Source organism: Rothia sp. HMSC065G12, from assembly GCF_001811455.1.
Classification (GTDB): Bacteria; Actinomycetota; Actinomycetes; order Actinomycetales; family Micrococcaceae; genus Rothia; species Rothia dentocariosa.
Map to the genome: position 1 here is coordinate 42,032 of NZ_KV804820.1, position 25,816 is coordinate 67,847.

Consider the following 25,816-nt stretch of genomic DNA (forward strand, 5'->3'; position numbering starts at 1 on the left):
ATGGGTAAAAGAATCTTGCACATCGTGACGAATGTGGGGCAGTACGATAATGGTGACCCGACGGGGCTGTGGCTTTCTGGGCTGACGACCGCTTGGGATAGGTTTGAACGGGAGGGCTGCGAGCAGGACATCGCCAGTCCACGTGGGGGAGACGTCCCTTTAGATCCCCGCTCTCTGAAGTTCCCATTCCGCAATGAGAGTGCAAAATCCTGGCTGAATAACCAGGCACGCATGGCGCTCTTGAAAAACACCCTTCCCATCCGGTCCGTAGACCCGAACACGTACGATGCTATATGCCTGGCTGGTGGGCATGGCACCATGTTCGACTTCACGCATAACTCCGAGCTGCACAACCTCATCGCCAGTGTATACGAGCGGGGCGCGATCGTCGCATCCGTGGGGCACGGGTACTGCGGAATCCTCAATGTACGCCTGAGTGATGGAAGCTATCTGGTGAACGGCAAAATACTGACCGGTCCCTCCTGGAAGGAAGAGAAACTCGCTTTAGTGTCTCAGAAGGTACCCTACAATGCTGAAGAACTAGCCAAAGAACGCGGGGCAGACTATATTCGCACAAAACCTTATAGGGGCACAGCGGCAGCGACTAATGGACTGGTGACGGGGCATAACAACTCCTCATCAGGTAATCTTGTTGCTTCTTCTGTGTGTGATGAACTCGATCGGCTCGACTCTCTGAAGGCTAAAGGCTCGGAGCCTCTGTAACTAGTTTTAACGTGCTCGATCCCGGTACGGTTATCGCGAACCGTACCGGGATCGAGCCTTAGCTTATTTAGTGTTGCCCGGTGCCGGAAGCACTCGAGCGCACAGGGGAGAGGATTAGTCCTCAACACCAACCATGACGTTGGATGCCTTGATAATGGCGGTAGCGGGCTTACCAACCTGCAGCCCAAGCTCCTCAATAGCGGCGTTGGTAATCGAGGAAGAAACAATCAGACCGGGAGCGATCTCAATCTTCACAATGCCGTTGGTAGCGCCTTCGGTAATCTCAACAATGGTGCCAGCGAGCTGGTTACGGGCAGAAAGCTTCATGCTCGGTTCCTTCCAGAGTAAACGAATATCCCCTACATGTTACATGTCTTAGTTTGTGCAAGCACCTTCCTGTGCGGGTAGTAACTCTCAACCCCCAGGGCTTACGCCAATTCCTGCGATGCGAAGCCGGGGTAATACCTAGATAGACCTAACTCAAGCACATATATTTCATAGATAAAATATTCAATATTTCTTATTGTAAGAAGTTTAGAGAAAGAGTTATTTTAGTTTTATAATACATATCTATTCTTTATTATGTAATATATCCACTTATTTACACCCTGTTATAAAAAATATTTGCAAAATCTGGAAAATTTCTGACAATACACACGGGCTTATGCGACGGTTAAAACACCAGCTGATATTTATCAGGAGAAAGGATGCGAATTATGACTACCACGAAGGTACCTGTATATGTATCCCTGGCTGTTGCTGGCATTATGGCTTTGAGCGCCTGTGGTTCAAATAGCTCTAATGATGCTTCGAATTCTTCCCCATCGTCTTCATCATCAACAACAGCCTCCAAGACAGCTAGCGCCGGTGGAGCTGGCACGGTGAGCAACGGTGGTGGAAACTCCGCAAACTCCGGTTCAGGCGCTAACGGCGGCGCAGCAAATTCTGGTGCTGAAGACGGCACTGGGGCGGATCAAAACTCCGGCACTGGCGCACAGAGTGGCAGCGTAACCGGCGCCGATACCAACGGCGGAGCACAAGCGAACCAGGGTGCTGAAGCCCAAGGCGGTGCCCAGCAGCAACAGGCCGATCCTGGGGGAGCGAATGCTGCGAATGATGAACATAATGTCACGAAAAACCCCAACGCATTGACCCCTGGCGAATACGTAATCCACCGCGAAGCTTCCTGGGATTACGTTGATACCACGGGTTCTCGGTATCATGTCGACGGCGACGGTGGCTGGACGAGCGTTGGGGAAGACGGTACCAGTACCGTTGCGGCGGATGGTTCTTGGACTAAGAACTATGCCGACGGGCACACGGTAGCCCGGGTAGAGGCTGACGGAACCTACCGGGTTACCTATGACGGTCAGCTTTCCCCCGAGATACCCAGCAATGCTGTCCCGGTGTCTCCTGGAAAACTCCCCGACCCGAAGGCGGTCCCGGCAGTAAATCCGGTACAGCCCACTAAGCCGGGCATGTAATAACTAGCAGAGATACTTTCGCGAAGTGATTTGCGCGAAACGGGTGCGCATCCTCAATACCTGAGGATGCGCACCCTATTGTGTGCACAGCGTACACACCCGCTGAAATTTGGGGGCTAACGTCGTCGGGGTTACGGGTTGGGGTGAACGTCAAAAAATTCTATACCGGTGGAAGCCACCGTCTTGGAAATATGTGAGACAGTATAAATTTATGATTTTTCAAAATATTAATAATCGTTAGTTGATTCGTTCATAAATAAAATTTAGTTTAGTTATATAAGGTAATTCAATTTCTTTAATGTGTAATACACAGGTGTAACTATATTTCGTGGTAAAAATATTTGCAAAATCTGGAAAATTCCTGACAATACATGTGAGCTATGCGACGGTTAAAACACCAGTTGATATTTATCAGGAGAAAGGATGCGAATTATGACTACCAAGAAGGCTACCGCATGCGTATCTCTGGCTGTTGCTGGCATCTTGGCTTTGAGCGCATGCGGCTCAAATAGTGCGAATGATTCTTCAAGTTCGTCCTCGGCTTCTTCTTCATCAAGTTCATCTCGTGCTTCTAGTTCCACAGGAAGCTCCAACGCTGTGAATAACGGCGGTGGAACATCTGGAAATTCCGGTTCAGGCGCTAACGGCGGCGCAGGTGCGGAACAGAATTCCGGTAATGGTGCAGTGCAAGGTGACGGCGGTACCGGCGCTAATGGAGGCGGCACCCAGGCAGACCAGGGTGCGGGAACTAACGGCGGCGTCGCTGGCGGCGGAGCCCAACAACAGGGCGCCCCCGGAAAGACAGCGAACCAAAATCCCGGTTCTGAAGGGTATGTGCAGGTTGCTGAAGACGGATCCTGGACTGCAACCGAACCCGACGGTGAGATCGTGAGGGTGTATCCCGATGGGTCATGGGACCGGAGCAATCCAGCCACCGGAAACACCGATTGGGTGGGTGCCGATGGGTCCTGGATTACAAATGAAAATGGTCTGCCCAATGGCTCCAATAAGAACTCACAGGTGCAACCTAACGGTACCTACGAGGTCAGGATGAACGGTGAAGCGTCTCGTGAGACCCCAAGTGGAACGCCTGAAACCCCCGTGATGCCCAATGGTTCGAATGCGGTAACCCCTAAGGGAGCAGTTCAGCCGGCAAAGCGCTGATACCCCTTTGAAAGAAACGGTTAGGCGCGCATCCTCAACCATCGCAGGATGCGCGCCTCTCTGCGTCTATGAGGTGAAGGCTATCAAGAGCTACCCTCAGGAGCATCGTGACCCGCGGAAAATACTGCCCGGTATAGTTCGCGCTTACCTGAAATCTTGAACCTGCCACCGTGCTACAGGTAGCGTGGAGTACAGGTACACGATAAACACCCACCTCAGGAGGCTTTATGCGCGAGCAACACACTATGCCGAAAGATATTGCGGCGGCCCTGAAAAACGCGGGGTTACGCACCGACTATAAGGCTCGACCAGCGTATCAGCGCAACGACTATATTGGTTGGATCAACCGCGCCAAGACACCGGCGATGCGTATCGAGCGCCTCGAACAAATGCTCACCGAGCTGGCACAGGGCGGTATCTATATGGGCAAGGAACATAAGGCCTCACGTAAATAGGTTCAAGATGCACCGCCACGAGCAGTCATGCTGAAAACGCACCCTGATCTGTATTCTGCACTCTGCCAGGATATGGAACGCGATTTATCCTGTGTTAGGCAGTTTTGCTGAGCGTACCAGGAGCCTTGAACATGCGATTTAACAATATGAATTTTTCTGATGGTCACTATGTGCAGATACCCACTAGTTGGGATGCACAGGAATTTACCTACCGTTTTTTATCTGCAACCCCTCCGTGGGTTCGTACGATAATGCGGGTTCGTAACCGTGTTGTACAGAAAATAGGGTTTACAGTACAGCCCTCATCGAAATCCAAACAATTGGAAGTTACGGTTGGTTCATCAGCGGGCCCCTTTACTTTTACTGAGGTCACTGATGAGCATGTCATTGGTGGCCATAAGGATAAGCATATAGAGTTCTCCTCAAAATTCGTGGTTGCCGCTGCTGAGGAGGGCAGCAGGTCTGCGCGTGGCGGGATTGAAACACACGCCCAGCCTCAATCGGCTGTGGGGAAGGTGTACTTGACATGTATCTGGCCTTTTCATATGGCTCTAGTACCTTACATGCTGCGTCAAGTCGATATAAAACCATGAGTGCAAAAGATTATGACCCTCGTATAGTTGATTTCTATGATGAAGACAACCCCGATGGGGCGGACCATGATTATTACCGTTCTCTAGCTCATCGGTTTAATGCCCAAAGAATCCTTGACCTAGGATGCGGTACCGGCATACTTACCGTAACTTTAGCTCAATCAGGGCGTGCTGTTATCGGTGTAGACCCGTCAGCATCAATGTTAGAGTACGCACGCAGTCGCCCTGGCGCTTCCAAAATCCGGTGGATTCTGGGGGATAGCCGAAATGTTCCCGACCATGGCTTCGATTTGGTAGTGATGAGTGGTAATGTGGCGCAACACATCCCTAGCCCACAGTGGGAAAAGACCTTGAATGACCTACATCGTATAATGCACTCAGGTGGAATGCTCGCGTTCGAGAGCCGTAATCCAGCATGTCGAGCCTGGGAAAATTGGACTACGTCTACTACGACTCGCTCCACACGGCACGGACTGATATCTGAATGGTCAGAAGCGGTTGCACCTGATAATAATGGGCAGGTTCTGTACCGCACTAACTATCACTTCATGGACTCTGGAGAGACTGCGGTCCAAGAAAGTATCCTAACTTTTCGAGATAAAAAGACATTAGGCTACCAGCTGCAGAATGCAGGATTTGAAATACACGCCGTATGGGGTGACTGGTGCCGCACCCCTTTTGATGGCACTCAACCGATTATGGTTTTTGAGGCTGTGGTGCCAACGAGGTAGATATGCAAAATAAAGCAGCATCATTATCTACATCAAGGGTATGCTGTTTACTGATGCGGAGGGTATTATGCGTACAACTGTGACTTTGGATGAAGAGATTGTTGCTAAAGCGGCTATGCTCACCGGTATTGAAGAACATTCTTCTCTAGTGCGTGCTGCCTTGGAAACTCTGGTACGTGTTGAAAACGGACGCCTGCTTGCTACATTAGGAGGTTCCGAACCTCAAGCCCAAGCAGCTCCACGGCACCAAGATATATGAGTGCATATAAGGGCGGTTTCTAACAAAAAGCACCCGTAACGCACAATAAAAAGCGGATCCTCGAAACAGAATGTTCGAGGATCCGCTTTTGCAGAATGTGGAAGAAGCTACTTCTTGTGTGTGACGCTCAAGTAGATGGAGATAGCGACCATCGCGGCGATAATCGAAAGAATCCAGCGGATCCAGTCGATACCGGCGGTTTCAGCAACGCCAAGCAGACCAGCTACCCAGCCTCCGACAAATGCGCCGACAGCACCCAAGATGATGGTCCAAAGAATAGAAATATTCTGCTGACCCTTCATGAACAGGCGGGCAAGGGCGCCAATAATAGCACCCGCAATAATCATCCCAATAAGCTGACCCATAGATACCTCCTTGCGGTTTGGATGAGTCATATACTGCGCAGAGTTCCATAGACTTTGCACACGAGCGATAATGTGTGGTTATCGCATATGAACCCTCAATTGTACAGTACAAATTACTTGATGGGTAAAATATACGTGTATGCGGTTCCAACCCGGACTGTACACTATGCGGAGCCTGCGAAGCTATAACCCCAGGAGCAGAAAAGAGCAGCTGGGGTAAGACGCGCTAAAAGGCAACGGGTTCTGGCTTGTTACCTCACCCATTTTCGGAATGCGGTTTATTTCCTGCTGCGCTTGAAATAGTGCCCCGGCGGGTAAATCGCCGGATCCTGCTTGTGCAGGAAGAATAATCTGATAACGCTTGAAATACGCAGGGTTAGTCTATCCGGTAGTGGAGCATACGGAAGGATTCCTTCAGGAATGGTAAACGCCGCGCTATCATGGCAGACAGTGCCCCGCTCTTCTTCCACGCCGGAAAGTCTGTCATCAGCCGTTTAGCGCTCACCAAGCGAAGGTTATGAGCCCAACGCTCGGGTTCATGATCGTCGTCGCATCCAAAAACGAATCGCGCGCGGGAGTGCTTAAGTGCTTCGTGCTGATCAGAATGCGAAACCATCCACGAGTTTATGACGTCGAACGCGATCTCACTGCCGTGAAAACGCTGCGCAAGATCGCGGAACAAAGCGCGTACCGTGTAACGGTCAAAGTACATCATCATGCCTTCAATCACGAACAGAAATTGGGCATTCGGCTGCAGATCGTTCAGCTCGTCCATCCAACCCGCGTCGAAGGCTGAGGTTCCCAGGAAAACTTCACTGCCTTGCGGGGGCAGCAACTTTATACGCAAAGTCATCACATCGGGTAAATCTAGGCTGTAAAACGGCACGTTCTGCGCGATTTCGCCGATGCGTTCCCGGCGGCTGTCTAGACCGCATCCAACATTAACGATCACCGGGTTAGGTTGGCGCTTAATAAAATCGGCCGCGAGCCGGTCAAAGTAATCTGAGCGAATCGCGGTGCCGACAACGGTGTGAATGACGTTATCAAATTTAGAGAAATTGTAGTCTAACTGCGAAACGATGCGCCCCGCTGCCTCGTCTTTGATGATTGGGTCGGGCTGTTGCGAGGCGAGGTGCTTCATGTACAGGGGGATAAGTAAGGTCTCGCTGATGGCATCTTCGATTTTCAGCATAGGAAAAGGCCCCTTTCAGCTTTGACGAGGAGGTTAGCTTATCCTTAGTATACCGCGCGAGAACCTTTATTTTTAGGGTCTTTTCCAAAGGTTTTTATGCGGCGGTGCAAGATTGAGGAGTGAGTGCTACATGGGCGAGGGGCGGCTCTAGACATGTAAAGAAGAACCGTGTGAGGCACATACTGGTGCATATTCAGGCTCTTATTCCGGCGTTACAACCACAACATGACAAATCGGGAGCATTTTCTTCATTCGGGAGCACTTTAACTGCTCCCGAATGAAGAAAATGCTCCCGGATTGAGCGTTACCGCAAGAGAAGAACTCTTCCATTACCTAAACAAATCCCACACGCTGAAGGTCGTGCGGCGGTAGATAGCCCCTTTTACGGCTCGCTTCGGGTTTTTCACAAACCCCATACCGCGCCTGCCATAACCAGGAATCACAGCTCTTTTTACGGCGCGTTTTGCCCGGCCGGTGGTGCGGGCCTTAATCATTCGTTTCACACTGGGTTTACGCATACCAATTCTCATACCTTTAGCCTACTCCCAGCGTCGCAAACATGCGTGCCGCATCGTCACGGGCACGCATAAAGGCGAGGCTTTGAGCGCATAGCCACCTCTTTGTAGCCATACGCCAAAACCTCGCCCGTATGAATAACTCAAGAGTTACATAACCACTACGAGTTTGCCGCGTGTATGTTTCTCGGCTACACGATCTTGCGCGGCGCCAAGCTCCTCAAGCGAGTATTTCTTCTCAATGACTGGGCGCAGCTGACCGCGCTCAACGGCATTGGTAATCCACTTCATGGCCTCGGACGATGCCTTGGTCGCCAGCAGGAAACCCACGCGACGGTTCGTGAACAGCGAGGTCAGCACCGCCGGAAGACCGTCAGGTGAGACCGTCATCATGCGCCCGCCCGGCTTCAAGTAGTTGCGGTAAAACGCGGTCACAACGCCTCCGCAGTCCAGGATCGCATCGAATTTCTCAACCTTTTCGGGGTCTGGCAGAGCCTCATGGTCGTATGCCTCAATCGAACCTAGCTCGCGGCACAGAGCTATATTTTCTTCGGCAGAAACGGTCGCCACCTGAGCCCCCAAAATCTGCCCGATCTGCAGTGCGGCATGCCCTACACCACCGCTGGCACCCACTACCAGCAGACGCTGACCGGCCTGGAGTTTCAGGTTCTTGCGGAGCACCTGCAGGGCGGCAAGGCTCACGAGCGGCAGTGCCGCCGCATCAATCTGGTTCTGGATGCGCGGCGCATGGTGAATCCGGTTCTCACGGAATAGCACGTATTCGGCCGCCGTACCGGTGGGCGCCATCGAAATGGAGCCGTTGAACCCCCACACAATATCGCCAACTTTGTAGTCCATAACGCCGGTGCCCACGCTGACAACCTCGCCGAGCGCATCCACACCGGTACCTTTGGGGAAGCGTTTGCCCGTAAAAAGCCGCATTTCGCCTTCGCGCACGATCACGTCAATGCGATTCACACTGAAGGCCTGCACGCGTACCAACACCTGGCCGGGGCGGGGAGATGGCACGGGAACCTCGTTGATCGTGAGCAGATCAGACCCACCAAATTTGTCGTATTGTACGGCGCGCATTGTGGTTGGTAGCGACATATTTATCTCTTTCTTATCGGTCATTGCGGAAGCATCGGTGTAGGATGCACGGCATTCGACATGAGAACCGCAGCTGTGTAATGGGCGACGGCACCCAAAATAATGCCTCTGTGTTTAACTCTAACCTGTATGCGTGCCAAACCGTGATAAATGACGGTTTTACGACGGGCACCCGGGTATATTTCCAGGCGTACAAACCTGCAGCACATGCCTGAGCGCATAATAAAAACCCTTGATGTGAATAAAACGTTGAAGAATCGTGCTTGATTCACATAACGACCCTTTTTAGCATGGGTGCTATGACGACTACATCTGTGTACTGTCTTTTCTTCGACGGTTATGAGACTCTCGACGCTATGGGACCTATCGAATTTTTGCATCGTGTGCCTGATGTGCGTATGCGGTATATCTCGGTGGCGGGCGCATCCGAAAACGGTGGTTCATTGGTACGTTCCGCCCAGGGCTTTACCCTCAAGACAGAAATTGTTGAGAGTCTTCCTCCGGGGAGCATTCTTCTGATTCCAGGAGGTATAGGTACGCGCTCTCTCGTCATGAACGACCTATTCCTGCAAAACCTTGCGAAATTGGTACAGCAAAGCCAAACCTGCCTGACGGTCTGCACCGGAGCGGCACTTCTTGCTGCCACAGGTGTTCTTGACGGGAAGCCTGCTACTACTAACAAACGTGCCTTCGAGTGGGTGCGTGGGACGCGCCCACAGGTGAGGTGGCAGCAGAAGGCGCGTTGGGTGAGCACAGAGAAGTTTTATACATCCTCGGGAGTTTCGGCGGGTATGGATATGACTCTAGGTTTTATCGCCGACCGGTGGGGTTTGGAAACGGCTCAAGAGATCGCGTCCCGCTGCGAATATCTGTGGCAAAATGACCCGGACACTGACCCATTTGCACATTCTGCTGAGTTCGAATCAGCGTAGCTTCCTCCCAGCGCATAAAAAGACCCTTTATACGAATAAAGCGTTAGAAAATCCGCTTGATTCGTATGAAGAGCCTTTTTTACAACACTAGGGAGAGGGGAGGGGAGAACAGGGCAGCAAGCCTAGTGCGTCGTAACACCACCATCCACGCTCAATACCGCGCCGGTCACCCATTCGGCCGCATCCGATGCCAAAAACGCGGCGGCACGCCCAATATCATCAACATTCCCGATGCGCCCCAACGGAATCAACGCCGAGGCATTTTGCTTCATGTGCTCCTGCGCTTCAGGCGGCATCGCAGAAACATTGCGCAGCAATTGTGGAGTTTCGACCATTCCCGGCGCAATCGCATTCACGCGTACCCCGGCGGAACCCGCCTCAAACGCTAATGACTGTGTGAAAAGATTTAACGCGCCCTTTGTCATGGAATAGACAGTCGAAGGCCGCCCCGGAAGCATCCGCTTCGAAAAATATGACGAAATGTTAACAATATTGCCAGAATTTTTAGCGAGTTCAGGCAATAACTTTTGTGCCAAGAAATACGGGGCTTTGACGTTGAGATTAAAATGCTCGTCAAAAGCGTTCTCGTCGGTTTGCTCAAAGGGAATAAACCGTGCAATACCGGCATTATTGACCAGCACATCAATACTTCCCAAAATATCAAGGGCGTGCTCGGCGGCGCGGTTTACCTCAGAAATATCCGTTAAATCTGCTGCGAAGGTGTGCACGGTCACGGGGTATTCGCTCAAGCGTGCGCTGGCTTCTGCAAGTTTTGTGGGGGTGCGAGCAATGAGGAATAGGTTAGCACCTTGGCGGGCAAATTCTTCGGCAATACCGTAGCCGATACCGTCGCTGCCGCCGGTAATAACGGCATTCTTGCCGGAAAGAGCAGAATTGGTATTCATGATGATCTCCTTGGGGGAGGGAATGAGTGATAAAGAGTAATTCCCGCATAAAACCTGCTATCTCAGGCGAGAGCAGCGAATGTGCTGCGGGCATTTAGGAATTTGCTGAAGTTGAATGAAAGCGGCTAGAGAGCTTTACTCGCCTTTTATAAAGGCCATAAAGGCGGCGCCGTCAAGATAAATGCTGGAGGCAACAATTTTGCCGTCTCGCACTGTGAGAAATTCCGGAACCTCAAAAATCTGGGTGGCTCCTGCGGGGGAATTTGCAGTGTAGCGCGCAATAACCGCCGCTTTATCACCTTCAACCACAAGATGTGCAAGCTCAACATTAGTGGTGGAATTAAAAAAATTTCCGGCACCCTGCAGATAATCTTGTTTGCCAAGATTTTGTTCTGCACTGTTGAATCCGTAGGATAATTTATCGGAAATGTAGTCTTGCCAATTTTCGGCGTGAATTGCCGAATAGTAATTCAGGACGGTCTGCTTAGTAGTCATTTGACCCTCTCGCGAATAGAATATATGACATGCGGGTATAACCCACGCATTTAACTGTAACAGACATGTTCTATTTATTAGGGTAATAACTACGTGATTGATTCATCTAAGCCATTGCGAGCTGATGCGCGGCGCACGGTCAATATCGTGCTTCACGCCGCCGAACAAGTATTGCGCCGAGACCCAACCGCCTCGCTAGAGCAGGTGGCTACGGTTGCAGGAGTCACTCGAACAACTATTCATCGCAGATTCGCCAGCCGCGAGGCTCTTCTCGCGGAGCTGAGTAATATTGCCGTTAGAGAATTTTATGAAGCATTTGAGTCAGCAAGTCCCGAGACCGCTCCTGTAATGGTGGCGCTGCATCGCCTGACCGTTAACGTGATGCGGGTGAAGGCGATCTGGTTGTATGCGATGGCGCATCTGAGTGACGATGATCCCGCCGTGATTACAAAACAGCGCACTCTTTTAGGGCGTTTGGGTAAGGTTTTTGAGCGTGCACAGCGTGAGGGCTATATCTCTGCAGATGTAGACCTTATCTGGGCGCAGCGTATGTTCCGTGCCATGACTGACGAGGCGGTAGCTGGTATCACCGGCACCGGTATGGGGGCTAAAGCCCCGCCAATGCCTACCGGGCCGGATGATTTAGCCAGACTGGAGGCGGTTGTAGACGATGCCGAGCTAGACCGCCTGACCACTTTGATTATGCACACTTTGTTCACTGGAATTGGAACTCACGAACCCTCTATATGACATGCAATCAGTGAGATGGATACAAGACCTTATTCGGTAGAAAGTATCTAACCTAGCTCGTGAAATATTGCATTATTGCCCGCCTTGGGTCATAAGAGCGAAGGGTAAAAATACGCAGAGTTTAGCCGCGTTTCGGTAGTCCACCAGGCAGATACCCACTGGGAAAAAAGTTGGTGAGAAACGACATATACTCCTCAACAAAAGGTATGGATCACCCCGCAATACCGTGGGGAGCCGGTAGACGCTATTGTGCACTAGAACGGTCTCATCTAGCCAACGTGAGAATTAGGGGGTCTGGAGCTCGCAGCACTCAACGCCCCACGACGTGGGCGGCGTACGGTATGTTTTTGTGGGCCTCCACCTTGTCACGCTCATGGTGTGCTTCGAGTAGAAACACTCGATGTAATCGAACATCAGGGGAGAACCGGGGAACCTGTTTGCCAGTGTGCGTACAAAATTCGGTGAGCTACGTCAAAATATCTAATGGATAAGGTGCGCTCATAATAATTCTGATACATCCCTACAATTCAATATACGCTTCGCCTGTGTCAAAAACGAGAGGCGGAGCTATATTTTTCTGTAAAAACTTAATGGAGAAATTTTTTATAAAACCTTGGCTAAATAAATTCGAATATTTCTATATCAATGTAAAAAATTTCGTTCTCAGAATAATTATTGTGATGATTCCTCGATATCTCTTGTGTCTCGGTCCTCAATTATGTTTAGGGTTGAATTGTTCATGTCACCGATGAATGGAGTTTATGATGGCTTTTCGCTATTCTCGTTCGGCTATGACCGGTGCTGCTATTTTCACCCTTGCGGGTGTGACGGTTCTTCCGCTCGTGCAGGCAAACGCAGCGCCTGCAAGTCCTCAGGATGAGGCTCGTTCTGGGTCCACTCAGGGCCAGCCAAATTCTGCAGCACAGAACGGTCAGGATCAGGGCCAGCAGCAGGGCGCCAATGCTAACGGTCAGGGCCAGCAGCAGGGCGCCAATGCTGATGCTCAGGGTCAGCAGGCTCAGGGTCAACAACAGGGTGCACCCGCATCCCAGAGCAGCTCAAACTCGAATTCTGCATCACAGAATAATCAGAGCCGTCAGAGCCAGCCCTCCGCACCCGCGAATCAGAACTCCGGTTTTATTGCGATTACCTCTGTCGATGGATTCATTGACCCGCAGAATACTGATAACGTTCTGTCTGTAGAGACTACGGGGATCGATAATACCCACCGTGTACAATACGAGCCGCGTGTTCAGGAACTTGATGAGTTCGGGAACATCGTTAATGATGACGTTAGCAACGGTGGAGGGTCTAGCCTTGGTTCGGACGGGAGCTTCGGGATGTACGTGAGTGTTGATGGCACTAAGATTAACCCGAACCACCAGTACCGAGTCTACATTGATGCGTTCGATCAGGATGCTATGACGACGAGTTATGCGTACTACCCCATCGTGGTTTGGAACCGTACCTACATTCCGGTTGTTCCTCTGTCGGCAGCACGGTAATTAATACGCCGTATTATCTTTTGCATTTTGTTTAGTGTATTAGATTTCTGAAAATAAAATATATTTTCGGCTCAAGGGTCTTCGGGGGCATGTTTTAGTGATATGCATGCTGTTGAAGACCCTTTGAGTCGTGTTGACACATTAGTTTATGTATATATTTTCCATCGAAACATTCATGTTGTCATAAAAATAAATATCAAGAAATAATGCTAAAAATGCTAGACCTAAACTCAACCATGTATTACATTTAACAGTATTCCACTAACCGATGAATGGAGTACAAAATGTCCAATACCCGTTTTATCCTGACCGGCGTGAGTGCGCTTGCCCTCCTAGGTGCATCCGTGGTGCCGTCCGTTCCTTCCTTCGCCACTGAAGGGAACGCTGGTGCGCAGACTCAGCAGGCTATCTCTACGCTTCCGGGTGGCCAAAATACTGGCGCTAATAACACCAATGGGAACAACACAAATATTAATACAGGGGCTAAAGTAACTTCCGTTGAGGGCGGCCCGCTGAACCCTCTGACAGGGCAGAACAACCTTACGATTACTGGTGAGGGGATTGACCTCAACAAGTCTTTTGACGGTTTAGGTGCAGAGGTTTACGAGGTTGATGCAGACGGCGACTTCACTGGCGAGAACTTAGTTCAAGACGGCGGAGGCCTTGTTGTGACGGAAGACGGTCATTTCCGTGGCACTGCCAAGGTTAAAGGCGATTTCGATCCCCAGAAACACTATGTTCTCTACATTATGAGCTACCCCGGGCACGGTAACCGCACAATAGAGGCTAAACAAGATCTGCCTGTACAGCAGGTTGACAGCAAGGACCTGCAGTCTTCCGTAACCCTGACCACCAACTCCTCGAAGTCAGATAAGCTCAGCAGCCACCTGAACACCAATGTCTTGACCCTGACCGGAACCCATTTTGATGACGTGAAGCAGGTCAAGATAAAAGTTGAGGGTCTGGATGAGAACGGACAGGTTAACGAAACTCTTGCCACCAAAGACGTCTCGGCAGAGGTGAAGAACGGTAACTTTACTACTCAGATTCAGATTCCTGGATCCAAGATTCAGGAAGGTAAGCACTATCGGGTGCTTATTGAATCCAGCAGCGACGACTGGGTAAGGGCTGTGACCAAGGATTTTTATGGCGATACGGATGATGAGGTTGTAGGCATCATTAACGGTGCACCCCTTAGCCGCAGTGCCGCTGAGAATCACCTGAAGGTTGCTGGCGGCGGGTTTAACCCTGCAGCAGCGGCTCAGAACGGCTCCAAGGTTCGGTTGATTTTCACCGAATACAATGTTGAGCTTGATGATCCCAGCAGCGATGAGATCGTGAATACGACTGTTACCCCGAAACCGAACGGCGACTTCGAGGGCGACCTGACTATTCCCGGTAATAAGCTGCAGGCAGGAAAGAAATACGTGGTACGCGCATACCTTGAATACGCGGATGGCGGAGTCGCAAGCGATATTACCCTCAAGACCCTGGTTCCGACCACGAACTAGGCTTTATTAAGAGAAAATCTCTGTGCTGACACCCCTAGAAGAAGATAAGGTGCTACATAAACCTAAAATTTCCTTCTAGGGGTGTTGCATGGGTAAATCGACCGGTACGATTTTATAAAACCCCAGTGTAGATGCCTTCGCCAGGAGATAGATGATGCGCGCCTTCCTCTGTTCTTACTTCGCCGGTGTAGAACCCGCCTTCAAAAATTTCTTGCGCGGCAACCCATCACAACAGCAGGTGGTGTTTATTCCTACCGCCAGCACGGTTGAAAACACAACTTTCTACGTTCAGGATGCCCTGAACGTTTTCAAAAATTTAGGGCTAACCCCCGATATTCTCGACATTGCAGAAGTTGATTCAGAAACCGCGAAGTTGCGCATCGAACAAGCTGAAGTTCTCTATATTTCGGGCGGCAATACGTTCTATTTGCTGCAGCAGCTCAAATCCAAAGACCTCATCAATTTCATTGTCGAAAAGGTGCGCCACGGCATGATGTACGTGGGGGAGTCGGCTGGAGCTATGGTCGCTTCGCCTGATATTGAGTATGCACGAGTTATGGACGACTCTGACGCTGCTCTGGGAATGTTCAATTTTAAGGCGTTGGGAATTGTTGATTTTTACCCAGCGGTGCACGAGGAAGAAGAACCTTTTATACAGGCGGTACGCCGTATGAAAAGCGAATATTCGGATAAGCTAGACCTTGTGCCTATCAACAATAGCCGTGCGATTCGGGTTGAGGGCGGCGTTCGCTTTATCGTCTAGGTTTTCTCCATCGGGCAGAAACCCACCGCATAGCGTGTTCACCTTGAACACGGCAGACTTCGGGAGCATTTTAACCGCTCCCGAATGAAGAAACTGCTCCCGCTTCACCCGCTTACCAGTTTATGATCGTAATTCTGGTCTTTCTTAGTCTTGCGGAACCCTGAACGTGATGCAGTAGAACTGATCATTCCAGAGCAAGCTGGTGTTTGTATCCTCCATTTCTTCGGGTATCAGCGCCTCAATCTCTGAGAGATCGAAGGTGGCGTTCTTGTAGGCTTTACGGGTGAGGACGTTCTTCTTGTACTGCGAATCGATGTAGTCGGAAGTTTCGTCTGCGATCATAATTTTCGTGCCGGGTTTGGCCACCCGAATCATTTCTTTGATCGCGCGTTTTTTATCGCTAAAGAAGTTAATGCCGCCCACGTGCAGCACCACGTCAAAGCTCTGATCGATGAAGGGCAGGTCCTCGGCGGCACAGTTCACCAGGTTCAGGTTCGCGCGCCCACCCCAGATTTTCTGGCATTTCTTGAGCATCCCGAGCGAAATATCGGCACCCGTCCAGTCGATTGCACTCACCTCAATATCGTCGGGCAGGTACCGTAGGTCGGTGCCTGTGCCGATTGAAACGTACAGCGCCGAGCAGCCGGGAAACCACTCTAGTTCTTTCATGAACTGCTGGCGCATCTGTGCGACTTCATTGCCGTAAGCGAGACGCCCAAACCACCGTTCGCCTAGGTCGTAGACGGAGGCTAAGCGGTTGTAGAATTTCATGTATTTGGCGTTATCGCCCTGAACCTGCGCTTCATCCAGGCACAGCAGAATGCCATTCTCTTCGGCGGGAGGGTTGGTGTGGAATTCGGGCTTGAGCTTATCGAGTAGCGTGGTTGACATGATATAGCTTTCGGATTGGTGATAATCAAGGACGATGTCTGCTGTTAAAAACATGACCTCGTAAGCACAATTGTAGATATATCGTCCTTGACGGTCTTCATCCAAAATATTGATTTTTGTTCTCTGGATGCGCGTTGCTGCTAAAGGGCAAGCGAGCCCCACACCATGAAGGCGGCACAGAGGAAGAAACTAGAAGGCACTAGCCGGACGCAAAGACAGCGTCTCGCGGGTTCCGATAAAAACATGCGCGCCAAACGCCAACGCCATGAGTGCCCCGGCAATAACAAAAGGTACCACCCTACAATCCTCCCAGAGCTATAGTGCACAAGCGGTAATACGTCTAAACCTTTATCGCGCTGCCTCATGGGCGCGATTAGACTCCGAGCCGGTCATGGATACCTTTCGTCTTACGATTTCCTATAGATTTTCCAGGCGCTATGAATCAGTGGAATCTGCAGAGGCAAACGACCGAACGCCACAACACGCTTAAACGCTGACTCATGCCGCCAATCCCACGCCATTTGCACATTCGCCGGGAACACCGCAGTGTACAGGGCGATAGCCGCGAGGGCACCCGCCCGGCGGGTTGTTGGGACGGTCAGCAGCCCTGCGATACCAAGCTCAGCAGCCCCCGAAGCATAGGTGTAGAACCGTGCGGAGCCCGGCAGAGCACGAGGCACGATTGCGTCGTAATGTTCGGGTTTCGCGAAATGCAGAACACCCGTGACCCCTAGAAAACCGGCTGTTACCACGGGCGCTATATGTTTCTTACCGCCGGAGCGGGAATCATCAGATACGTTTTTCTTCAAGCTCATAATTCTAGTTTTGCACATCCGCACTACTACCGCCGGATGATTTTTATGGATTCTCTAGGGCATCGCACATGCGTGGTTCCGCACCTCTAAAACTGAGTAAATTCACATTTCTACCGCACAGCATGAGCCTTACACGTCGTGTAACGATAGCGAATCTATATCAGAACAGGGTAGAATGAGTGAACCGGTGCTAAGACATCACGGAAAGGCCCGTGAGGGCACCCAATCACTGATCCCATGAAAGGAATCCTCTCTTATGAAGAAGCTCATTGTACTTGCTCTCGTCGGCGCAGCAGCATTTTTCGTGTACAAGAAGAAGTTCGCAGCCTAAGCTAGAGTCAGCAGTTTTGATGGGGTACATAAAGCCCACATGAACTGAATACACAGCAGATTTGCGTGAGCCCCGCATCCAGAAGGTTGGATGCGGGGCTCACCGCTTGCTTACACACGTTTATCAGGAACTATCCGGTCGGCAAATCTCCGTTCATAACAATCTTTTCCTGAGCGGAATCCCAGGTGAACGTCGCTTGGGAAGACCCCACAGAGGCCGAAATCTGGTTCGCAGAATTCCGTGAGACCGAAGGGGAACCCTGAATCGGGTTGAGCGTGCCGGTTCCCAAGTAGTCTCCGTGATGGAACAGCATAATATGTGACGCACCATCGGAAGACCCGACCGTAATCCACGAGAGCTCCGCACTCGAATCGAAAGTCGAAGTATCCGCCGAACTCAGGGACCACGAATGATGACCGCGAAGTTTACTCGCATTAGATTCCAATGCCGAACGCCCGCTTGAGGATGAAGACCCCGAATTAGAGTTTGACGATGCGGTTACCGTAACGGTACTTGCCTCCGGCTGTGGGTTGGCGGTTACCGTTACTACAGATACGCTCGGACTTGGAGAGGCTGAAGAACTGGTAGCGCTTGCTGTGGGAGAGTGAGTTGGGCTGGCTGATACGCTGGTTGAAGCGGATGAAGAACTAGATGAGCTGGAACTGCGTGCCGCCTGCGAACTGCTGCCCGAATCGGTGGATGCGCCAAACGGGTTACCGCAGGAAGAAAGCAGAAGCGCCGCGCCAGCGCAGAAAACTAGCGGTTTTACAGGAAATCTAGACATGAAAAACTCTTTTCGTATCGGTGCGTGTTGTTACTCCTAGTTTACTGGCGGCAACTCGCCGGTGCGGGAGACCTGCCGGGTTTGCGGGTCGAAAGTATACACGCTAATAGCCCGCCCCGTTGCACAAGCGTTGCATTCATCAGCTTTGGGGTATACATAACGAACCTCGACGCTCGTGGGCGATAGCCGGTGAGGCACAAACTTTCCAAAAGGCTTTTGTTCTGCAACCCCGATGAACTCACCGTGGCTGAAAAACAGTAAATGTGCTGGAGAACTACCCGTTCCATTTTTGAGATCCATGGTAATCCACGAGAATTCCGCACACGGATCGTAGGTATTTAGCTCGGGGTTTTTGGTAGGAATATTTTCGGGCACTTTAGATGTGTCCCAAGGAGAGCCTTCGCTTGTGTCTCCGTCCCATGTGTAGGGTGGTATCTCCTGCCCATATTTTTCGAGAGCCTGCTGATCTGTCAATGTTCCGCACTGCTGCGAGGGGGTGGACGAACTCTGCTCGGCTCCGAAAGGAGCGCCGCACGAGGTAAATAACAGCGTCAGAAGAGCACCAAAAACTATAATTCTGAGACGGGATTTCAGAGAGGAAAGCTTCGTGTTTGCCGGATACATTGCGTTATAGTCCTTACCTTATACATGTGAGGTTGTAAACATTAGATACCGTCTGCAAATTCTCAACCGTGAGAGTAGGCCGTAAGTATCTGATACCTAAAAACATCAGCCGCCGTAAAAGACAATGTTAAGGTTCCACCTTTAAACTTACGACGTTATTTGCCAGAATGCCACGATATCCGTCATGTATAGTAGCCCGGCGTCTGTCAATTTCCTGTATCTCTTCGCAACAGCATGAATGTACGACGAGACCGCGCCGCCCGGCTCTTACGCGACAGTTCCCCTTGCGCAGGGGCAGAGAATGCGCGACAATGAGGAAATGGCTGAAATTACTTTTCAAAATAACCTTGCAGTTCACACTAGCGGCAACCTTCCCGCCGTCGGTTCTAAGCTCCCCGCATTCTCCGTACTTGATGCCGATCTCGCTGAGGTCACCGGCTCCCAGTTCGCGGGCAAGAACATTATTCTGAATATCTTCCCCTCCGTCGATACCAGTGTGTGCGCAACCTCCGTACGCACCTTCAATAAGGATGCTGCCGCACTAGACAATACTGTGGTGCTGTGCGTCTCGAACGACCTTCCGTTCGCCATTGGCCGCTTCTGCGCTGCTGAGGGGATTGAGAACGTTATTACCACCTCCGCATTCCGCTCATCCTTCGGACGGGACTTCGGCGTGACAATGACCGACGGACCTCTCGAAGGGCTCCTTGCTCGCGCCGTCGTAGTCGTGAACCCCGCCGGCGAGGTAGTGTACACCGAGCTCGTTCCCGAAATCACCAACGAGCCCAATTACGAGGCAGCGCTCGCAGCTCTTAAGTAAACGCAGTTGAGCCTATCAGGCAGGCGCCATGCTCGGTTTCCGTGCCGTGGTGCCTGCTTTTTGTTCTGCCGTCTGAAACTATTGCGCTGGTTCGTGTGGAGTCTCTTCTACGCGATCGTGTTCCGCGCGATGGCGTGTAAGCTCGTCGGCGACCAGCATATGTTGAGGCAGAGAACCGCGTTTCTTTGCTGCCGCATAACGCCCCACCAGAAGCGCCATATACACAGCCATCGCCACCAGGAGCATCGACCCCGGGGCAATAATCAACGCCACTGCCGCCGCGATCACCGAGAAAAGCACCGTGAGTCTATCGGGGTTAGCGCGGTAGGCATCAAGGGCAAGTACCGTAAAGAGCGCAGTCATTACGAAGTCGAACCCCTCAAGATGCGCCAGAAAACTCGACCCCAAGAAGAACCCGAGTGTGGAACTGAGGATAACGCTCACATGCATTCCCGCATGAATCCACAGAATGCGTGACCCTCTTAGAGTATGCCGTTCCGGTCCACTGTTGAGGGCAAAAGCCTCGTCGATGAGCGTATAGACGGTGTAAAACTTAGCGAGAGAGCCGTGCACACGCTCGATAGGGTAGGACAGCCCATACATGAGGTGCCGTGAATTGATGAGTAGCGTCATCACCGCAACAGATACCAGCGAGGCACCCGCTGTCATCATCGTCAGCAATACGAACTCTACAGACCCGGCGAATAAAACTCCCGGAAGCAGGGGCGCAAGCCACCAAGGAAAACCCAAGCTGTGTATCACAACACCGAGCCCAATTCCCACGAAGAATAGACCCAGCATCACAAGGGATGCAACGCGCATTGCCTCACGAAATCCGCTCTCGCCAGTGCGGCGGAGTTCAAGACTAGAGGTGCCGCCTGTACGTAAAGCCTGTTCTCGTTCCTGCACCACCGGGATGCTGCTGGTTGCCAGACCTGCGGAGGCGATAATATCGAGAAGCTGTTCGTTGCTGGTTTGTTGCGGCGCCTCCCCAAGGTGGCGGTTGGGGCGTGAAGATCTTTCAAACATAGTATGCCCCTAGAAAACCCAGTTGATGAGAATAACGCAGGTGGCGGTACCGGCGATCATGCTGTACACCATATTCTTCTTCCACAGGTGCACGAGCGCCGTCACCACAAATCCGGCAAGATAGGGAACTGCGGTGTGCGTGGATGAAAAGTCAATACGGCTTATCGCATAGATCGCCAGAAGTGCTACGGCTCCGAGGGGGATCCAGTGGCTGAGCGCATCCAGAATTTCAGAACCCGCAAGGGCTTTCTTGAGGCCAAAGGGGAGTACCCGCAGAACAAAGGTTACAGCAGCCGCCACCAGAACGGCGCTGATGATATAACCGTTATCAATGTGACCGTTAATCATGGGGGTTCTCCTGCGAGTTGTCGTGATGAGTGAACGTGGTGCCTAAGGTTTTCGCCTGGTCTGATGTGCCGCCTTCTGCAGCCGTTAGTGCTGTGTTATTCTCCGGGGCGGGTATCTGGCCTTCCGGTAGTGTTCCCCGCGATTTTGCGATGAAGAACCGTATTATCAGCAGGGCAGTGTAGGTTCCCATCGACACCAGAAGCATGGAACCGGGGGCCAGGATAATGCCTATTGTGCCGGAGATCAGCGTGAGAAGAGCCGTGACATTATCCCGTTGAGCGCGGTAAGCATCAATCGCGAGGATCGTAAACAGCGCCGTCATGGCGAAATCCATACCCTCAAGGTGGCTCAGAAACGATGCACCAATAAAGAACCCGGCGGTTGTTCCTGCCACCCAGCTGATGTGCAGGAATGTACTCACCCATAGAATACGTGCGTGAGAGAGCGTATTCCGGTCGGGGCCGGTGTTGAGCGCGTAGGATTCGTCGCAGAGCGTGTATATGGTGTAGAGCTTCGCCCAGAAACCCTTCACATTCTGCAGTGGGAAGGAAATACCGTACACCAGGTGGCGGGAGTTCACGAGCAGAGTTGTGAAGCCGATAGCACCTACACTGGCTCCGGTTGCGATCATTTCTACCACCAGGAACTCGACGGAACCGGCGTAAACGATGAGGGATATTGCGGGCGCAAGCCACCACGGTAAATGGTGAGCACTAATAATAACGCCCAAACCTAACCCCAACACCACGAAACTTGCAAGCACCACGCTGGATGCCCGTAAAGCCTGTTTGAAGCCGCTCTCGGTGGGGTTATGACCGATCGCGGCGTAATGTTCTGCGTCGCTTGTTTCCTTCGCGGTATCTTTCATGGTGCCTCTCAGCAAGAGTGAAAATGAGTCTTCAATTATCCTATCCAATTTTAGGGAAGTTTTATGTACTTCGTTTTGCTGTACGGAATATCAGGGGAGGAATAAAGATGTGGTGCCTGCGTTATGCTCAATGTACAAGCGACAGTTTCACCGTGTTAAGGAGTATTGCTGATGAATAAAGCGCCTGCTGAGAAAACAATAGTACGCCGCGAGTCTGAGGACTACCGCGAAGTTCGTGTAGAACGGGTTGATCGCCTGCGGTACCGGGCACATGGTGCGAATGGGGCAACCCTGGACTTCGGGGTGGGTGATGGGCTTCTAACTCCGGTGGAGCTCTTATTAGCGGCGATCGCCGGATGCTCCTCGGTCGATGTGGATGCGGTCACCACCCGCCGCGAAATCCCGCAGGTATTCGAGGTACTTGCTTCTGCCCTGAAGAAGCATGAGGACGGTGCGGTACGTCTTGATGATGTTGAGGTGGATTTTGATGTGCAGTTCCCTGAAACCGAGGCGGGCACACAGGCCGCTAAGATGGTGGATCGATTAATTCGTTTGAGCGCTGAGAAGGACTGCACGGTCTCTCGTACGGTGGAGCATCCGACAAAGGTTGAGTTTCATAATGTAAATGCTGAGTAGGGCTTTGCTGGATTATCGTATTGGCCTTGACTTTAAGCATATATTTTTGCCGAGCAGATTATTAAAAGTTATCTGCTCGGCATTTATCGCAGGGGCTTTGATGCGGAAACATATTACATATAGTGCGCAGAATCATCAGCAAGGTCGGTGCCTTGAGGGTTTTCGGTCAGATATTGGATAATGGCTTTTTTGTCGTGAAGTATTTCTTCAATCTGAGCCTGGTCTTCTGAACTGTGGATGTGTGCCCACCGACCCTTCTCCTGTCGGAAGATAACATGCGCGGCTATGGAGTATTCTTTGGTAGCTTTTATTGAAAACTTGGCTGCTGTTTTATCGTCTCTGGTTCTGAGGTGGAAAATATCAGGAAACGAAATATCTTCACCTCCACGGAAATTTTTACCCCAAGGAGAATAACTATATTTATTAATACAATTAAAATGTGTTGTAATAATTTTTCCTGTTCGAGTATGGTATTTAATAGTACCGTCTGAGTGAATACTAAAGTACTCCATTTCGTATGCGTAGAGGAAATTCGCGCTAAGTAGTGCTGTACCGCCGAAAAGAATGGTATTCCATGTTCCGGTCCATGCCATATCCCACGGAATGATTAAGGCATCTATTGTTAAACCTAGCGCTGTCACATTCAGCCATCCTTCAAACTGGTGATACTTCCTCTTAAATACGTAGGGGAGCTTCTTCTCTCGCGATCTGCGCACCGCATCGTAGGTGAGGTAGAGGATGGCAATGGCAACAGTGATAATAATGATCATGGTAGTTCTGCTCATGTTTTCTCCCTATTCCTTATTATGTGATGTAGTAACTGTGATCTAGTTGGCTAAACTCAGGCGAACTACGCCGATAATATCAGTAGTTCCCTGAAAATTTTGTGGCGTTATCTGTACTCTTGCGTATCTTGAGCTCATTCGCCGCACAGAGTTGAACCTTGAAGAGTTTATATACCGTCAAGACATCATCTATATCGGAGGCGGTAACACTGCGAACCTCTTAGCTGTGTGGAGGCTGCACGGTCTCTCGTATGGTGGAGTATCCAACGAAGGTTGAGTTTCATAGTGCGAATGCTGAGTAGGGTGTTACCGCGTTGAATCCATATATAGACCTATATACTCTGGATATGCTCGGTGTTTAGGATGGGCTATGATTGCATGGCTTATTTGTGGAGGGTTGGTTACCTATGGAGACTCAACGCACTATTGTGCTTCTGAGTGGTGGGTTCTCTGACGGTGAGAATACTGATCAAGATGTGTTTCTGTTAGAGTCCAGCATGCGGAGAAAACCAAGGGTGTGTTTTATTCCTACGGCTAGTGGAGATTCACGTGCGTATATCGAGCGTTTCTATACTGCCTTTAAAAGATATTCGTGTATTCCTGCTCATCTTGAGCTTTTTCGCCGCACAGAGCTGAACCTTGAAGAATTTATACGCCGTCAAGACATCATCTATGTTGGAGGCGGTAACACCGCAAACCTCTTAGCTGTGTGGAGATTGCATGGACTTGACCGTGTGCTTCGCAAAGCATATGTCGAGGGAACGGTTCTATCGGGGATAAGTGCAGGTGCAGCTTGCTGGTTCGAGTCATGTCTGACCGATTCGTTTGGTGGTTTAGAGGCGCTCAATGACGGTTTGGGTATACTGCCTGGCAGCTTCTGCCCTCATTTCAATACTGAACCTGGTCGTCCCAGAAGTTTTTTGCAGACACTACAAAGCGGTACTTTACCGCCAGGAGTAGCTTTAGACGATGGGGCGGCAGTTCGATACTGCAACGAGGTAGTAGATGTAGTCTATCGAAGTGTGAGCAATGCTGGTTTATATAATCAGACGGCAAAAGGTATATGTGCTGTGGAGTTGTAGTACGTTTACCAGCAGGTTTCGACTGCGCAACGAAGCTCTTGATATGTAAATTTTGAGAATGCATTTTGATAGTGAAAATACTTGATATATCAAGCGAAAAGCGGGGGTTGTGTAGGGTGTGCCACTATGTGACCGGATTCGACACGTGTTATTAAAATTTTATTTTTAACCTCAGGTGCAGATTTTGCCTGGGACGCTTAAGTGTGCTTCTAGTGGGTGCTACATGAAGGATCTTATTCTCTTCAATCCCTGGAATTGCAGGGGATGTATGAGGGGGTAAAAGTCCTTAAGAGGTCCCTGGATATGCAGGATTTTTGAAATGTTTATTGTAGACAAAAAAGGGTGCAAGCTGAGTGATGTTCACTTAAATGTTATAAACATGCTTGTATGCCTAGTGGAGCCCCTGTAGCCTGGGAATTGGATACTTAGTCTAGGCTACCCTTGAGGGTTTACTCCTGCGGTAGTTGAAAGTTTCCGTGCACACGAAGCCGACATAAAAGAGGTTTACATATGACTTCTCATCAGCGGAAATCTCCCGGAATTAAGAAGGCGCTGGTTACGACCGGCACCGCCGCATCCTTGTTGGGTGCATCCTTCGTGGCAATGCCTGCTACGTTTGCTAACGTGCCGGATCAGGTTCCCACCTCTCCTGCATGTGACTGCCAGCCCGGTCAGCCGGGACAGCCTGGTCAGGGCGGTCAGGGTCAGACCGGTCAGCCTGGCACCCCTGGTGATAACGGTCAGACCAGCACTCCCGGCGGTGGCAACGGTCAGACTGGTGACAATGGTCAGCCTGGTCAGGGCGGTCAGGGCCAGACCGGTCAGCCTGGTGATCACGACAGTGATCACCCTGACACTCCCGATACACCTGACACTCCCGATACACCTGGTGATCACGACAGCGATCAGCCCGGTACCCCCGGTCAGGGTCAGACTGGTCAGCCTGGTACTCCCGGTCAGGGCGGTCAGGGCCAGACCGGACAGCCTGGTCAGGGCGGTCAGGGCCAGACTGGTCAGCCCGGTACTCCCGGTCAGGGCGGTCAGGGTCAGACCGGACAGCCTGGTCAGGGCGGTCAGGGCCAGACCGGTGACAATGGTCAGCCCGGTACTCCTGCTCAGCCTGGCACCCCCGGTCAGGGCGGTCAGGGTCAGACCGGACAGCCTGGTCAGGGCGGTCAGGGCCAGACTGGTCAGCCCGGTACTCCCGGTCAGGGCGGTCAGGGTCAGACCGGACAGCCTGGTCAGGGTCAGACTGGTGACAATGGTCAGCCCGGTCAGCCCGGCACTCCTGGTCAGCCTGGTACCCCCGGTCAGGGCGGTCAGGGTCAGACTGGTGACAATGGTCAGCCCG

The 25,816-nt window shown here is 51.2% G+C and carries 30 protein-coding genes and 1 pseudogene; 17 read left to right on the forward strand and 14 right to left on the reverse strand.

Annotated features, from left to right (window positions below):
- A complete protein-coding gene (locus HMPREF2804_RS10490) occupies positions 1–723 on the forward strand; it encodes a type 1 glutamine amidotransferase domain-containing protein (protein ID WP_070536775.1) in 723 nt (240 codons plus the stop codon).
- 114 nt (positions 724–837) lie between these two features.
- On the opposite strand, the gene HMPREF2804_RS10495 is transcribed toward HMPREF2804_RS10490, so the two are convergent.
- Complete coding sequence (locus HMPREF2804_RS10495) at positions 838–1,050, reverse strand: TOBE domain-containing protein (RefSeq protein WP_037234731.1); 213 nt, start codon at positions 1,048–1,050, stop codon at positions 838–840.
- Between the two features lie 389 nt (positions 1,051–1,439).
- Between HMPREF2804_RS10495 and HMPREF2804_RS10500 the strand changes: the two genes are divergently transcribed.
- The 6 genes from HMPREF2804_RS10500 (at position 1,440) to HMPREF2804_RS10525 (ending at position 5,409) form a co-directional block, all read left to right on the forward strand.
- Complete coding sequence (locus tag HMPREF2804_RS10500) at positions 1,440–2,207, forward strand: protein RtoA (Ratio-A) (RefSeq protein ID WP_246824285.1); 768 nt, start codon at positions 1,440–1,442, stop codon at positions 2,205–2,207.
- A 432-nt stretch (positions 2,208–2,639) separates the two neighbouring features.
- Entirely contained in the window at positions 2,640–3,371 is a 732-nt protein-coding gene (locus tag HMPREF2804_RS10505) for a 1,4-beta-cellobiosidase (RefSeq protein WP_070536771.1), read from the forward strand.
- Positions 3,372–3,598: 227 nt separating this feature from the next.
- The gene (locus HMPREF2804_RS10510) at positions 3,599–3,826 is read left to right on the forward strand and encodes a YdeI/OmpD-associated family protein (protein WP_013397528.1); all 228 of its coding nucleotides are present in this window, start codon (positions 3,599–3,601) and stop codon (positions 3,824–3,826) included.
- 131 nt (positions 3,827–3,957) lie between these two features.
- Complete coding sequence (locus HMPREF2804_RS10515) at positions 3,958–4,419, forward strand: DUF2867 domain-containing protein (protein ID WP_070618585.1); 462 nt, start codon at positions 3,958–3,960, stop codon at positions 4,417–4,419.
- Complete coding sequence (locus HMPREF2804_RS10520; RefSeq protein ID WP_070628316.1) at positions 4,416–5,150, forward strand: class I SAM-dependent methyltransferase; 735 nt, start codon at positions 4,416–4,418, stop codon at positions 5,148–5,150. Before HMPREF2804_RS10515 ends, HMPREF2804_RS10520 begins: the two co-directional genes overlap by 4 nt.
- 40 nt (positions 5,151–5,190) lie before the next feature.
- Positions 5,191–5,409, forward strand: a complete 219-nt coding sequence (locus tag HMPREF2804_RS10525) for a type II toxin-antitoxin system VapB family antitoxin (RefSeq protein WP_246824287.1) — start codon at positions 5,191–5,193, stop codon at positions 5,407–5,409.
- A gap of 107 nt (positions 5,410–5,516) precedes the next feature.
- Here HMPREF2804_RS10525 and HMPREF2804_RS10530 read toward each other — a convergent pair whose 3' ends face one another.
- The 3 genes from HMPREF2804_RS10530 to HMPREF2804_RS10545 all read right to left on the reverse strand — a co-directional run bounded on the left by HMPREF2804_RS10530 (position 5,517) and on the right by HMPREF2804_RS10545 (position 8,591).
- Positions 5,517–5,774: a GlsB/YeaQ/YmgE family stress response membrane protein gene (locus HMPREF2804_RS10530; RefSeq protein WP_037231102.1), complete on the reverse strand. Its 258-nt coding sequence runs from the start codon at positions 5,772–5,774 to the stop codon at positions 5,517–5,519.
- 376 nt (positions 5,775–6,150) lie between these two features.
- Entirely contained in the window at positions 6,151–6,966 is an 816-nt protein-coding gene (locus HMPREF2804_RS10535) for a class I SAM-dependent methyltransferase (RefSeq protein ID WP_070448711.1), read from the reverse strand.
- A gap of 665 nt (positions 6,967–7,631) precedes the next feature.
- Positions 7,632–8,591, reverse strand: coding sequence for an NADP-dependent oxidoreductase (locus HMPREF2804_RS10545; RefSeq protein WP_070448709.1), 960 nt, complete (start codon positions 8,589–8,591; stop codon positions 7,632–7,634).
- Positions 8,592–8,890: 299 nt separating this feature from the next.
- Here HMPREF2804_RS10545 and HMPREF2804_RS10550 point away from each other — a divergent pair, with 299 nt between their 5' ends.
- Positions 8,891–9,523, forward strand: a complete 633-nt coding sequence (locus HMPREF2804_RS10550) for a DJ-1/PfpI family protein (RefSeq protein WP_070448739.1) — start codon at positions 8,891–8,893, stop codon at positions 9,521–9,523.
- Positions 9,524–9,645: 122 nt separating this feature from the next.
- Here the strand turns inward: HMPREF2804_RS10550 and HMPREF2804_RS10555 are convergent, their stop codons facing one another.
- On the reverse strand, positions 9,646–10,428 hold the full coding sequence (locus HMPREF2804_RS10555; protein ID WP_070448708.1) for an SDR family NAD(P)-dependent oxidoreductase: 783 nt from the start codon (positions 10,426–10,428) through the stop codon (positions 9,646–9,648).
- 135 nt (positions 10,429–10,563) lie between these two features.
- Positions 10,564–10,923 (reverse strand): nuclear transport factor 2 family protein, encoded by a 360-nt coding sequence (locus HMPREF2804_RS10560; protein WP_070448707.1) that lies wholly within the window; start codon positions 10,921–10,923, stop codon positions 10,564–10,566.
- A 93-nt stretch (positions 10,924–11,016) separates the two neighbouring features.
- On the opposite strand from HMPREF2804_RS10560, the gene HMPREF2804_RS10565 reads away from it, so the two are divergent.
- The 4 genes from HMPREF2804_RS10565 (at position 11,017) to HMPREF2804_RS10580 (ending at position 15,452) form a co-directional block, all read left to right on the forward strand.
- Entirely contained in the window at positions 11,017–11,673 is a 657-nt protein-coding gene (locus HMPREF2804_RS10565; protein ID WP_070628318.1) for a TetR/AcrR family transcriptional regulator, read from the forward strand.
- Positions 11,674–12,425: 752 nt separating this feature from the next.
- The gene (locus HMPREF2804_RS10570) at positions 12,426–13,178 is read left to right on the forward strand and encodes a protein argonaute-2 (protein ID WP_070448705.1); all 753 of its coding nucleotides are present in this window, start codon (positions 12,426–12,428) and stop codon (positions 13,176–13,178) included.
- A 284-nt stretch (positions 13,179–13,462) separates the two neighbouring features.
- Positions 13,463–14,689 (forward strand): histidine kinase, encoded by a 1,227-nt coding sequence (locus tag HMPREF2804_RS10575; RefSeq protein WP_246822573.1) that lies wholly within the window; start codon positions 13,463–13,465, stop codon positions 14,687–14,689.
- A 151-nt stretch (positions 14,690–14,840) separates the two neighbouring features.
- On the forward strand, positions 14,841–15,452 hold the full coding sequence (locus HMPREF2804_RS10580) for a Type 1 glutamine amidotransferase-like domain-containing protein (protein WP_070448703.1): 612 nt from the start codon (positions 14,841–14,843) through the stop codon (positions 15,450–15,452).
- Positions 15,453–15,596: 144 nt separating this feature from the next.
- Here HMPREF2804_RS10580 and HMPREF2804_RS10585 read toward each other — a convergent pair whose 3' ends face one another.
- The 4 genes from HMPREF2804_RS10585 to HMPREF2804_RS11220 all read right to left on the reverse strand — a co-directional run bounded on the left by HMPREF2804_RS10585 (position 15,597) and on the right by HMPREF2804_RS11220 (position 18,897).
- On the reverse strand, positions 15,597–16,343 hold the full coding sequence (locus HMPREF2804_RS10585) for a class I SAM-dependent methyltransferase (RefSeq protein ID WP_141744097.1): 747 nt from the start codon (positions 16,341–16,343) through the stop codon (positions 15,597–15,599).
- Between the two features lie 407 nt (positions 16,344–16,750).
- Complete coding sequence (locus HMPREF2804_RS10590; protein ID WP_070448702.1) at positions 16,751–17,158, reverse strand: DoxX family protein; 408 nt, start codon at positions 17,156–17,158, stop codon at positions 16,751–16,753.
- A 461-nt stretch (positions 17,159–17,619) separates the two neighbouring features.
- On the reverse strand, positions 17,620–18,273 hold the full coding sequence (locus HMPREF2804_RS10595) for an LppP/LprE family lipoprotein (protein WP_070448701.1): 654 nt from the start codon (positions 18,271–18,273) through the stop codon (positions 17,620–17,622).
- Between the two features lie 36 nt (positions 18,274–18,309).
- Positions 18,310–18,897, reverse strand: coding sequence for an LppP/LprE family lipoprotein (locus HMPREF2804_RS11220; protein ID WP_048752519.1), 588 nt, complete (start codon positions 18,895–18,897; stop codon positions 18,310–18,312).
- A 319-nt stretch (positions 18,898–19,216) separates the two neighbouring features.
- On the opposite strand from HMPREF2804_RS11220, the gene tpx reads away from it, so the two are divergent.
- Positions 19,217–19,717, forward strand: a complete 501-nt coding sequence (tpx, locus tag HMPREF2804_RS10605; protein WP_070448737.1) for a thiol peroxidase — start codon at positions 19,217–19,219, stop codon at positions 19,715–19,717.
- A gap of 78 nt (positions 19,718–19,795) precedes the next feature.
- Here tpx and HMPREF2804_RS10610 read toward each other — a convergent pair whose 3' ends face one another.
- Genes HMPREF2804_RS10610 through HMPREF2804_RS10620 form a run of 3 tightly spaced genes read right to left on the reverse strand, consistent with a single transcriptional unit; the run spans position 19,796 to position 21,962 of the window.
- Positions 19,796–20,746 carry an AzlC family ABC transporter permease gene (locus HMPREF2804_RS10610; protein ID WP_070448700.1) on the reverse strand — a complete coding sequence of 317 codons (951 nt, stop codon included), beginning with the start codon at positions 20,744–20,746 and terminating at the stop codon, positions 19,796–19,798.
- Between the two features lie 9 nt (positions 20,747–20,755).
- On the reverse strand, positions 20,756–21,094 hold the full coding sequence (locus HMPREF2804_RS10615; protein ID WP_070448698.1) for a branched-chain amino acid transporter permease: 339 nt from the start codon (positions 21,092–21,094) through the stop codon (positions 20,756–20,758).
- Positions 21,087–21,962 (reverse strand): AzlC family ABC transporter permease, encoded by an 876-nt coding sequence (locus tag HMPREF2804_RS10620; protein ID WP_070448697.1) that lies wholly within the window; start codon positions 21,960–21,962, stop codon positions 21,087–21,089. Before HMPREF2804_RS10620 ends, HMPREF2804_RS10615 begins: the two co-directional genes overlap by 8 nt.
- A gap of 171 nt (positions 21,963–22,133) precedes the next feature.
- Between HMPREF2804_RS10620 and HMPREF2804_RS10625 the strand changes: the two genes are divergently transcribed.
- A complete protein-coding gene (locus HMPREF2804_RS10625) occupies positions 22,134–22,598 on the forward strand; it encodes an OsmC family protein (protein WP_004005148.1) in 465 nt (154 codons plus the stop codon).
- Positions 22,599–22,711: 113 nt separating this feature from the next.
- Here the strand turns inward: HMPREF2804_RS10625 and HMPREF2804_RS10630 are convergent, their stop codons facing one another.
- Entirely contained in the window at positions 22,712–23,383 is a 672-nt protein-coding gene (locus HMPREF2804_RS10630) for a hypothetical protein (RefSeq protein WP_239664742.1), read from the reverse strand.
- Positions 23,384–23,492: 109 nt separating this feature from the next.
- On the opposite strand from HMPREF2804_RS10630, the gene HMPREF2804_RS10885 reads away from it, so the two are divergent.
- From HMPREF2804_RS10885 to HMPREF2804_RS10635, 3 genes and pseudogenes are all read left to right on the forward strand, one after another.
- Positions 23,493–23,660, forward strand: coding sequence for a Type 1 glutamine amidotransferase-like domain-containing protein (locus HMPREF2804_RS10885; protein WP_080974352.1), 168 nt, complete (start codon positions 23,493–23,495; stop codon positions 23,658–23,660).
- A gap of 130 nt (positions 23,661–23,790) precedes the next feature.
- Positions 23,791–24,465, forward strand: a complete 675-nt coding sequence (locus tag HMPREF2804_RS10890) for a Type 1 glutamine amidotransferase-like domain-containing protein (RefSeq protein WP_070660734.1) — start codon at positions 23,791–23,793, stop codon at positions 24,463–24,465.
- Positions 24,466–24,975: 510 nt separating this feature from the next.
- A pseudogene (locus HMPREF2804_RS10635) lies at positions 24,976–25,816 on the forward strand (hypothetical protein); the annotation flags it as partial.

Coding starts and splice junctions, on each gene's coding strand:
- HMPREF2804_RS10490 (WP_070536775.1), top strand. CDS start 1: ATGGGTAAAAGAATCTTGCACATCGTGACGAATGTGGGGCAGTACGAT.
- HMPREF2804_RS10495 (WP_037234731.1), bottom strand. CDS start 1,050: ATGAAGCTTTCTGCCCGTAACCAGCTCGCTGGCACCATTGTTGAGATT.
- HMPREF2804_RS10500 (WP_246824285.1), top strand. CDS start 1,440: ATGACTACCACGAAGGTACCTGTATATGTATCCCTGGCTGTTGCTGGC.
- HMPREF2804_RS10505 (WP_070536771.1), top strand. CDS start 2,640: ATGACTACCAAGAAGGCTACCGCATGCGTATCTCTGGCTGTTGCTGGC.
- HMPREF2804_RS10510 (WP_013397528.1), top strand. CDS start 3,599: ATGCGCGAGCAACACACTATGCCGAAAGATATTGCGGCGGCCCTGAAA.
- HMPREF2804_RS10515 (WP_070618585.1), top strand. CDS start 3,958: ATGCGATTTAACAATATGAATTTTTCTGATGGTCACTATGTGCAGATA.
- HMPREF2804_RS10520 (WP_070628316.1), top strand. CDS start 4,416: ATGAGTGCAAAAGATTATGACCCTCGTATAGTTGATTTCTATGATGAA.
- HMPREF2804_RS10525 (WP_246824287.1), top strand. CDS start 5,191: ATGCTGTTTACTGATGCGGAGGGTATTATGCGTACAACTGTGACTTTG.
- HMPREF2804_RS10530 (WP_037231102.1), bottom strand. CDS start 5,774: ATGGGTCAGCTTATTGGGATGATTATTGCGGGTGCTATTATTGGCGCC.
- HMPREF2804_RS10535 (WP_070448711.1), bottom strand. CDS start 6,966: ATGCTGAAAATCGAAGATGCCATCAGCGAGACCTTACTTATCCCCCTG.
- HMPREF2804_RS10545 (WP_070448709.1), bottom strand. CDS start 8,591: ATGTCGCTACCAACCACAATGCGCGCCGTACAATACGACAAATTTGGT.
- HMPREF2804_RS10550 (WP_070448739.1), top strand. CDS start 8,891: ATGACGACTACATCTGTGTACTGTCTTTTCTTCGACGGTTATGAGACT.
- HMPREF2804_RS10555 (WP_070448708.1), bottom strand. CDS start 10,428: ATGAATACCAATTCTGCTCTTTCCGGCAAGAATGCCGTTATTACCGGC.
- HMPREF2804_RS10560 (WP_070448707.1), bottom strand. CDS start 10,923: ATGACTACTAAGCAGACCGTCCTGAATTACTATTCGGCAATTCACGCC.
- HMPREF2804_RS10570 (WP_070448705.1), top strand. CDS start 12,426: ATGGAGTTTATGATGGCTTTTCGCTATTCTCGTTCGGCTATGACCGGT.
- HMPREF2804_RS10575 (WP_246822573.1), top strand. CDS start 13,463: ATGTCCAATACCCGTTTTATCCTGACCGGCGTGAGTGCGCTTGCCCTC.
- HMPREF2804_RS10580 (WP_070448703.1), top strand. CDS start 14,841: ATGATGCGCGCCTTCCTCTGTTCTTACTTCGCCGGTGTAGAACCCGCC.
- HMPREF2804_RS10585 (WP_141744097.1), bottom strand. CDS start 16,343: ATGTCAACCACGCTACTCGATAAGCTCAAGCCCGAATTCCACACCAAC.
- HMPREF2804_RS10590 (WP_070448702.1), bottom strand. CDS start 17,158: ATGAGCTTGAAGAAAAACGTATCTGATGATTCCCGCTCCGGCGGTAAG.
- HMPREF2804_RS10595 (WP_070448701.1), bottom strand. CDS start 18,273: ATGTCTAGATTTCCTGTAAAACCGCTAGTTTTCTGCGCTGGCGCGGCG.
- HMPREF2804_RS11220 (WP_048752519.1), bottom strand. CDS start 18,897: ATGTATCCGGCAAACACGAAGCTTTCCTCTCTGAAATCCCGTCTCAGA.
- tpx (WP_070448737.1), top strand. CDS start 19,217: ATGGCTGAAATTACTTTTCAAAATAACCTTGCAGTTCACACTAGCGGC.
- HMPREF2804_RS10610 (WP_070448700.1), bottom strand. CDS start 20,746: ATGTTTGAAAGATCTTCACGCCCCAACCGCCACCTTGGGGAGGCGCCG.
- HMPREF2804_RS10615 (WP_070448698.1), bottom strand. CDS start 21,094: ATGATTAACGGTCACATTGATAACGGTTATATCATCAGCGCCGTTCTG.
- HMPREF2804_RS10620 (WP_070448697.1), bottom strand. CDS start 21,962: ATGAAAGATACCGCGAAGGAAACAAGCGACGCAGAACATTACGCCGCG.
- HMPREF2804_RS10625 (WP_004005148.1), top strand. CDS start 22,134: ATGAATAAAGCGCCTGCTGAGAAAACAATAGTACGCCGCGAGTCTGAG.
- HMPREF2804_RS10630 (WP_239664742.1), bottom strand. CDS start 23,383: ATGAGCAGAACTACCATGATCATTATTATCACTGTTGCCATTGCCATC.
- HMPREF2804_RS10890 (WP_070660734.1), top strand. CDS start 23,791: ATGGAGACTCAACGCACTATTGTGCTTCTGAGTGGTGGGTTCTCTGAC.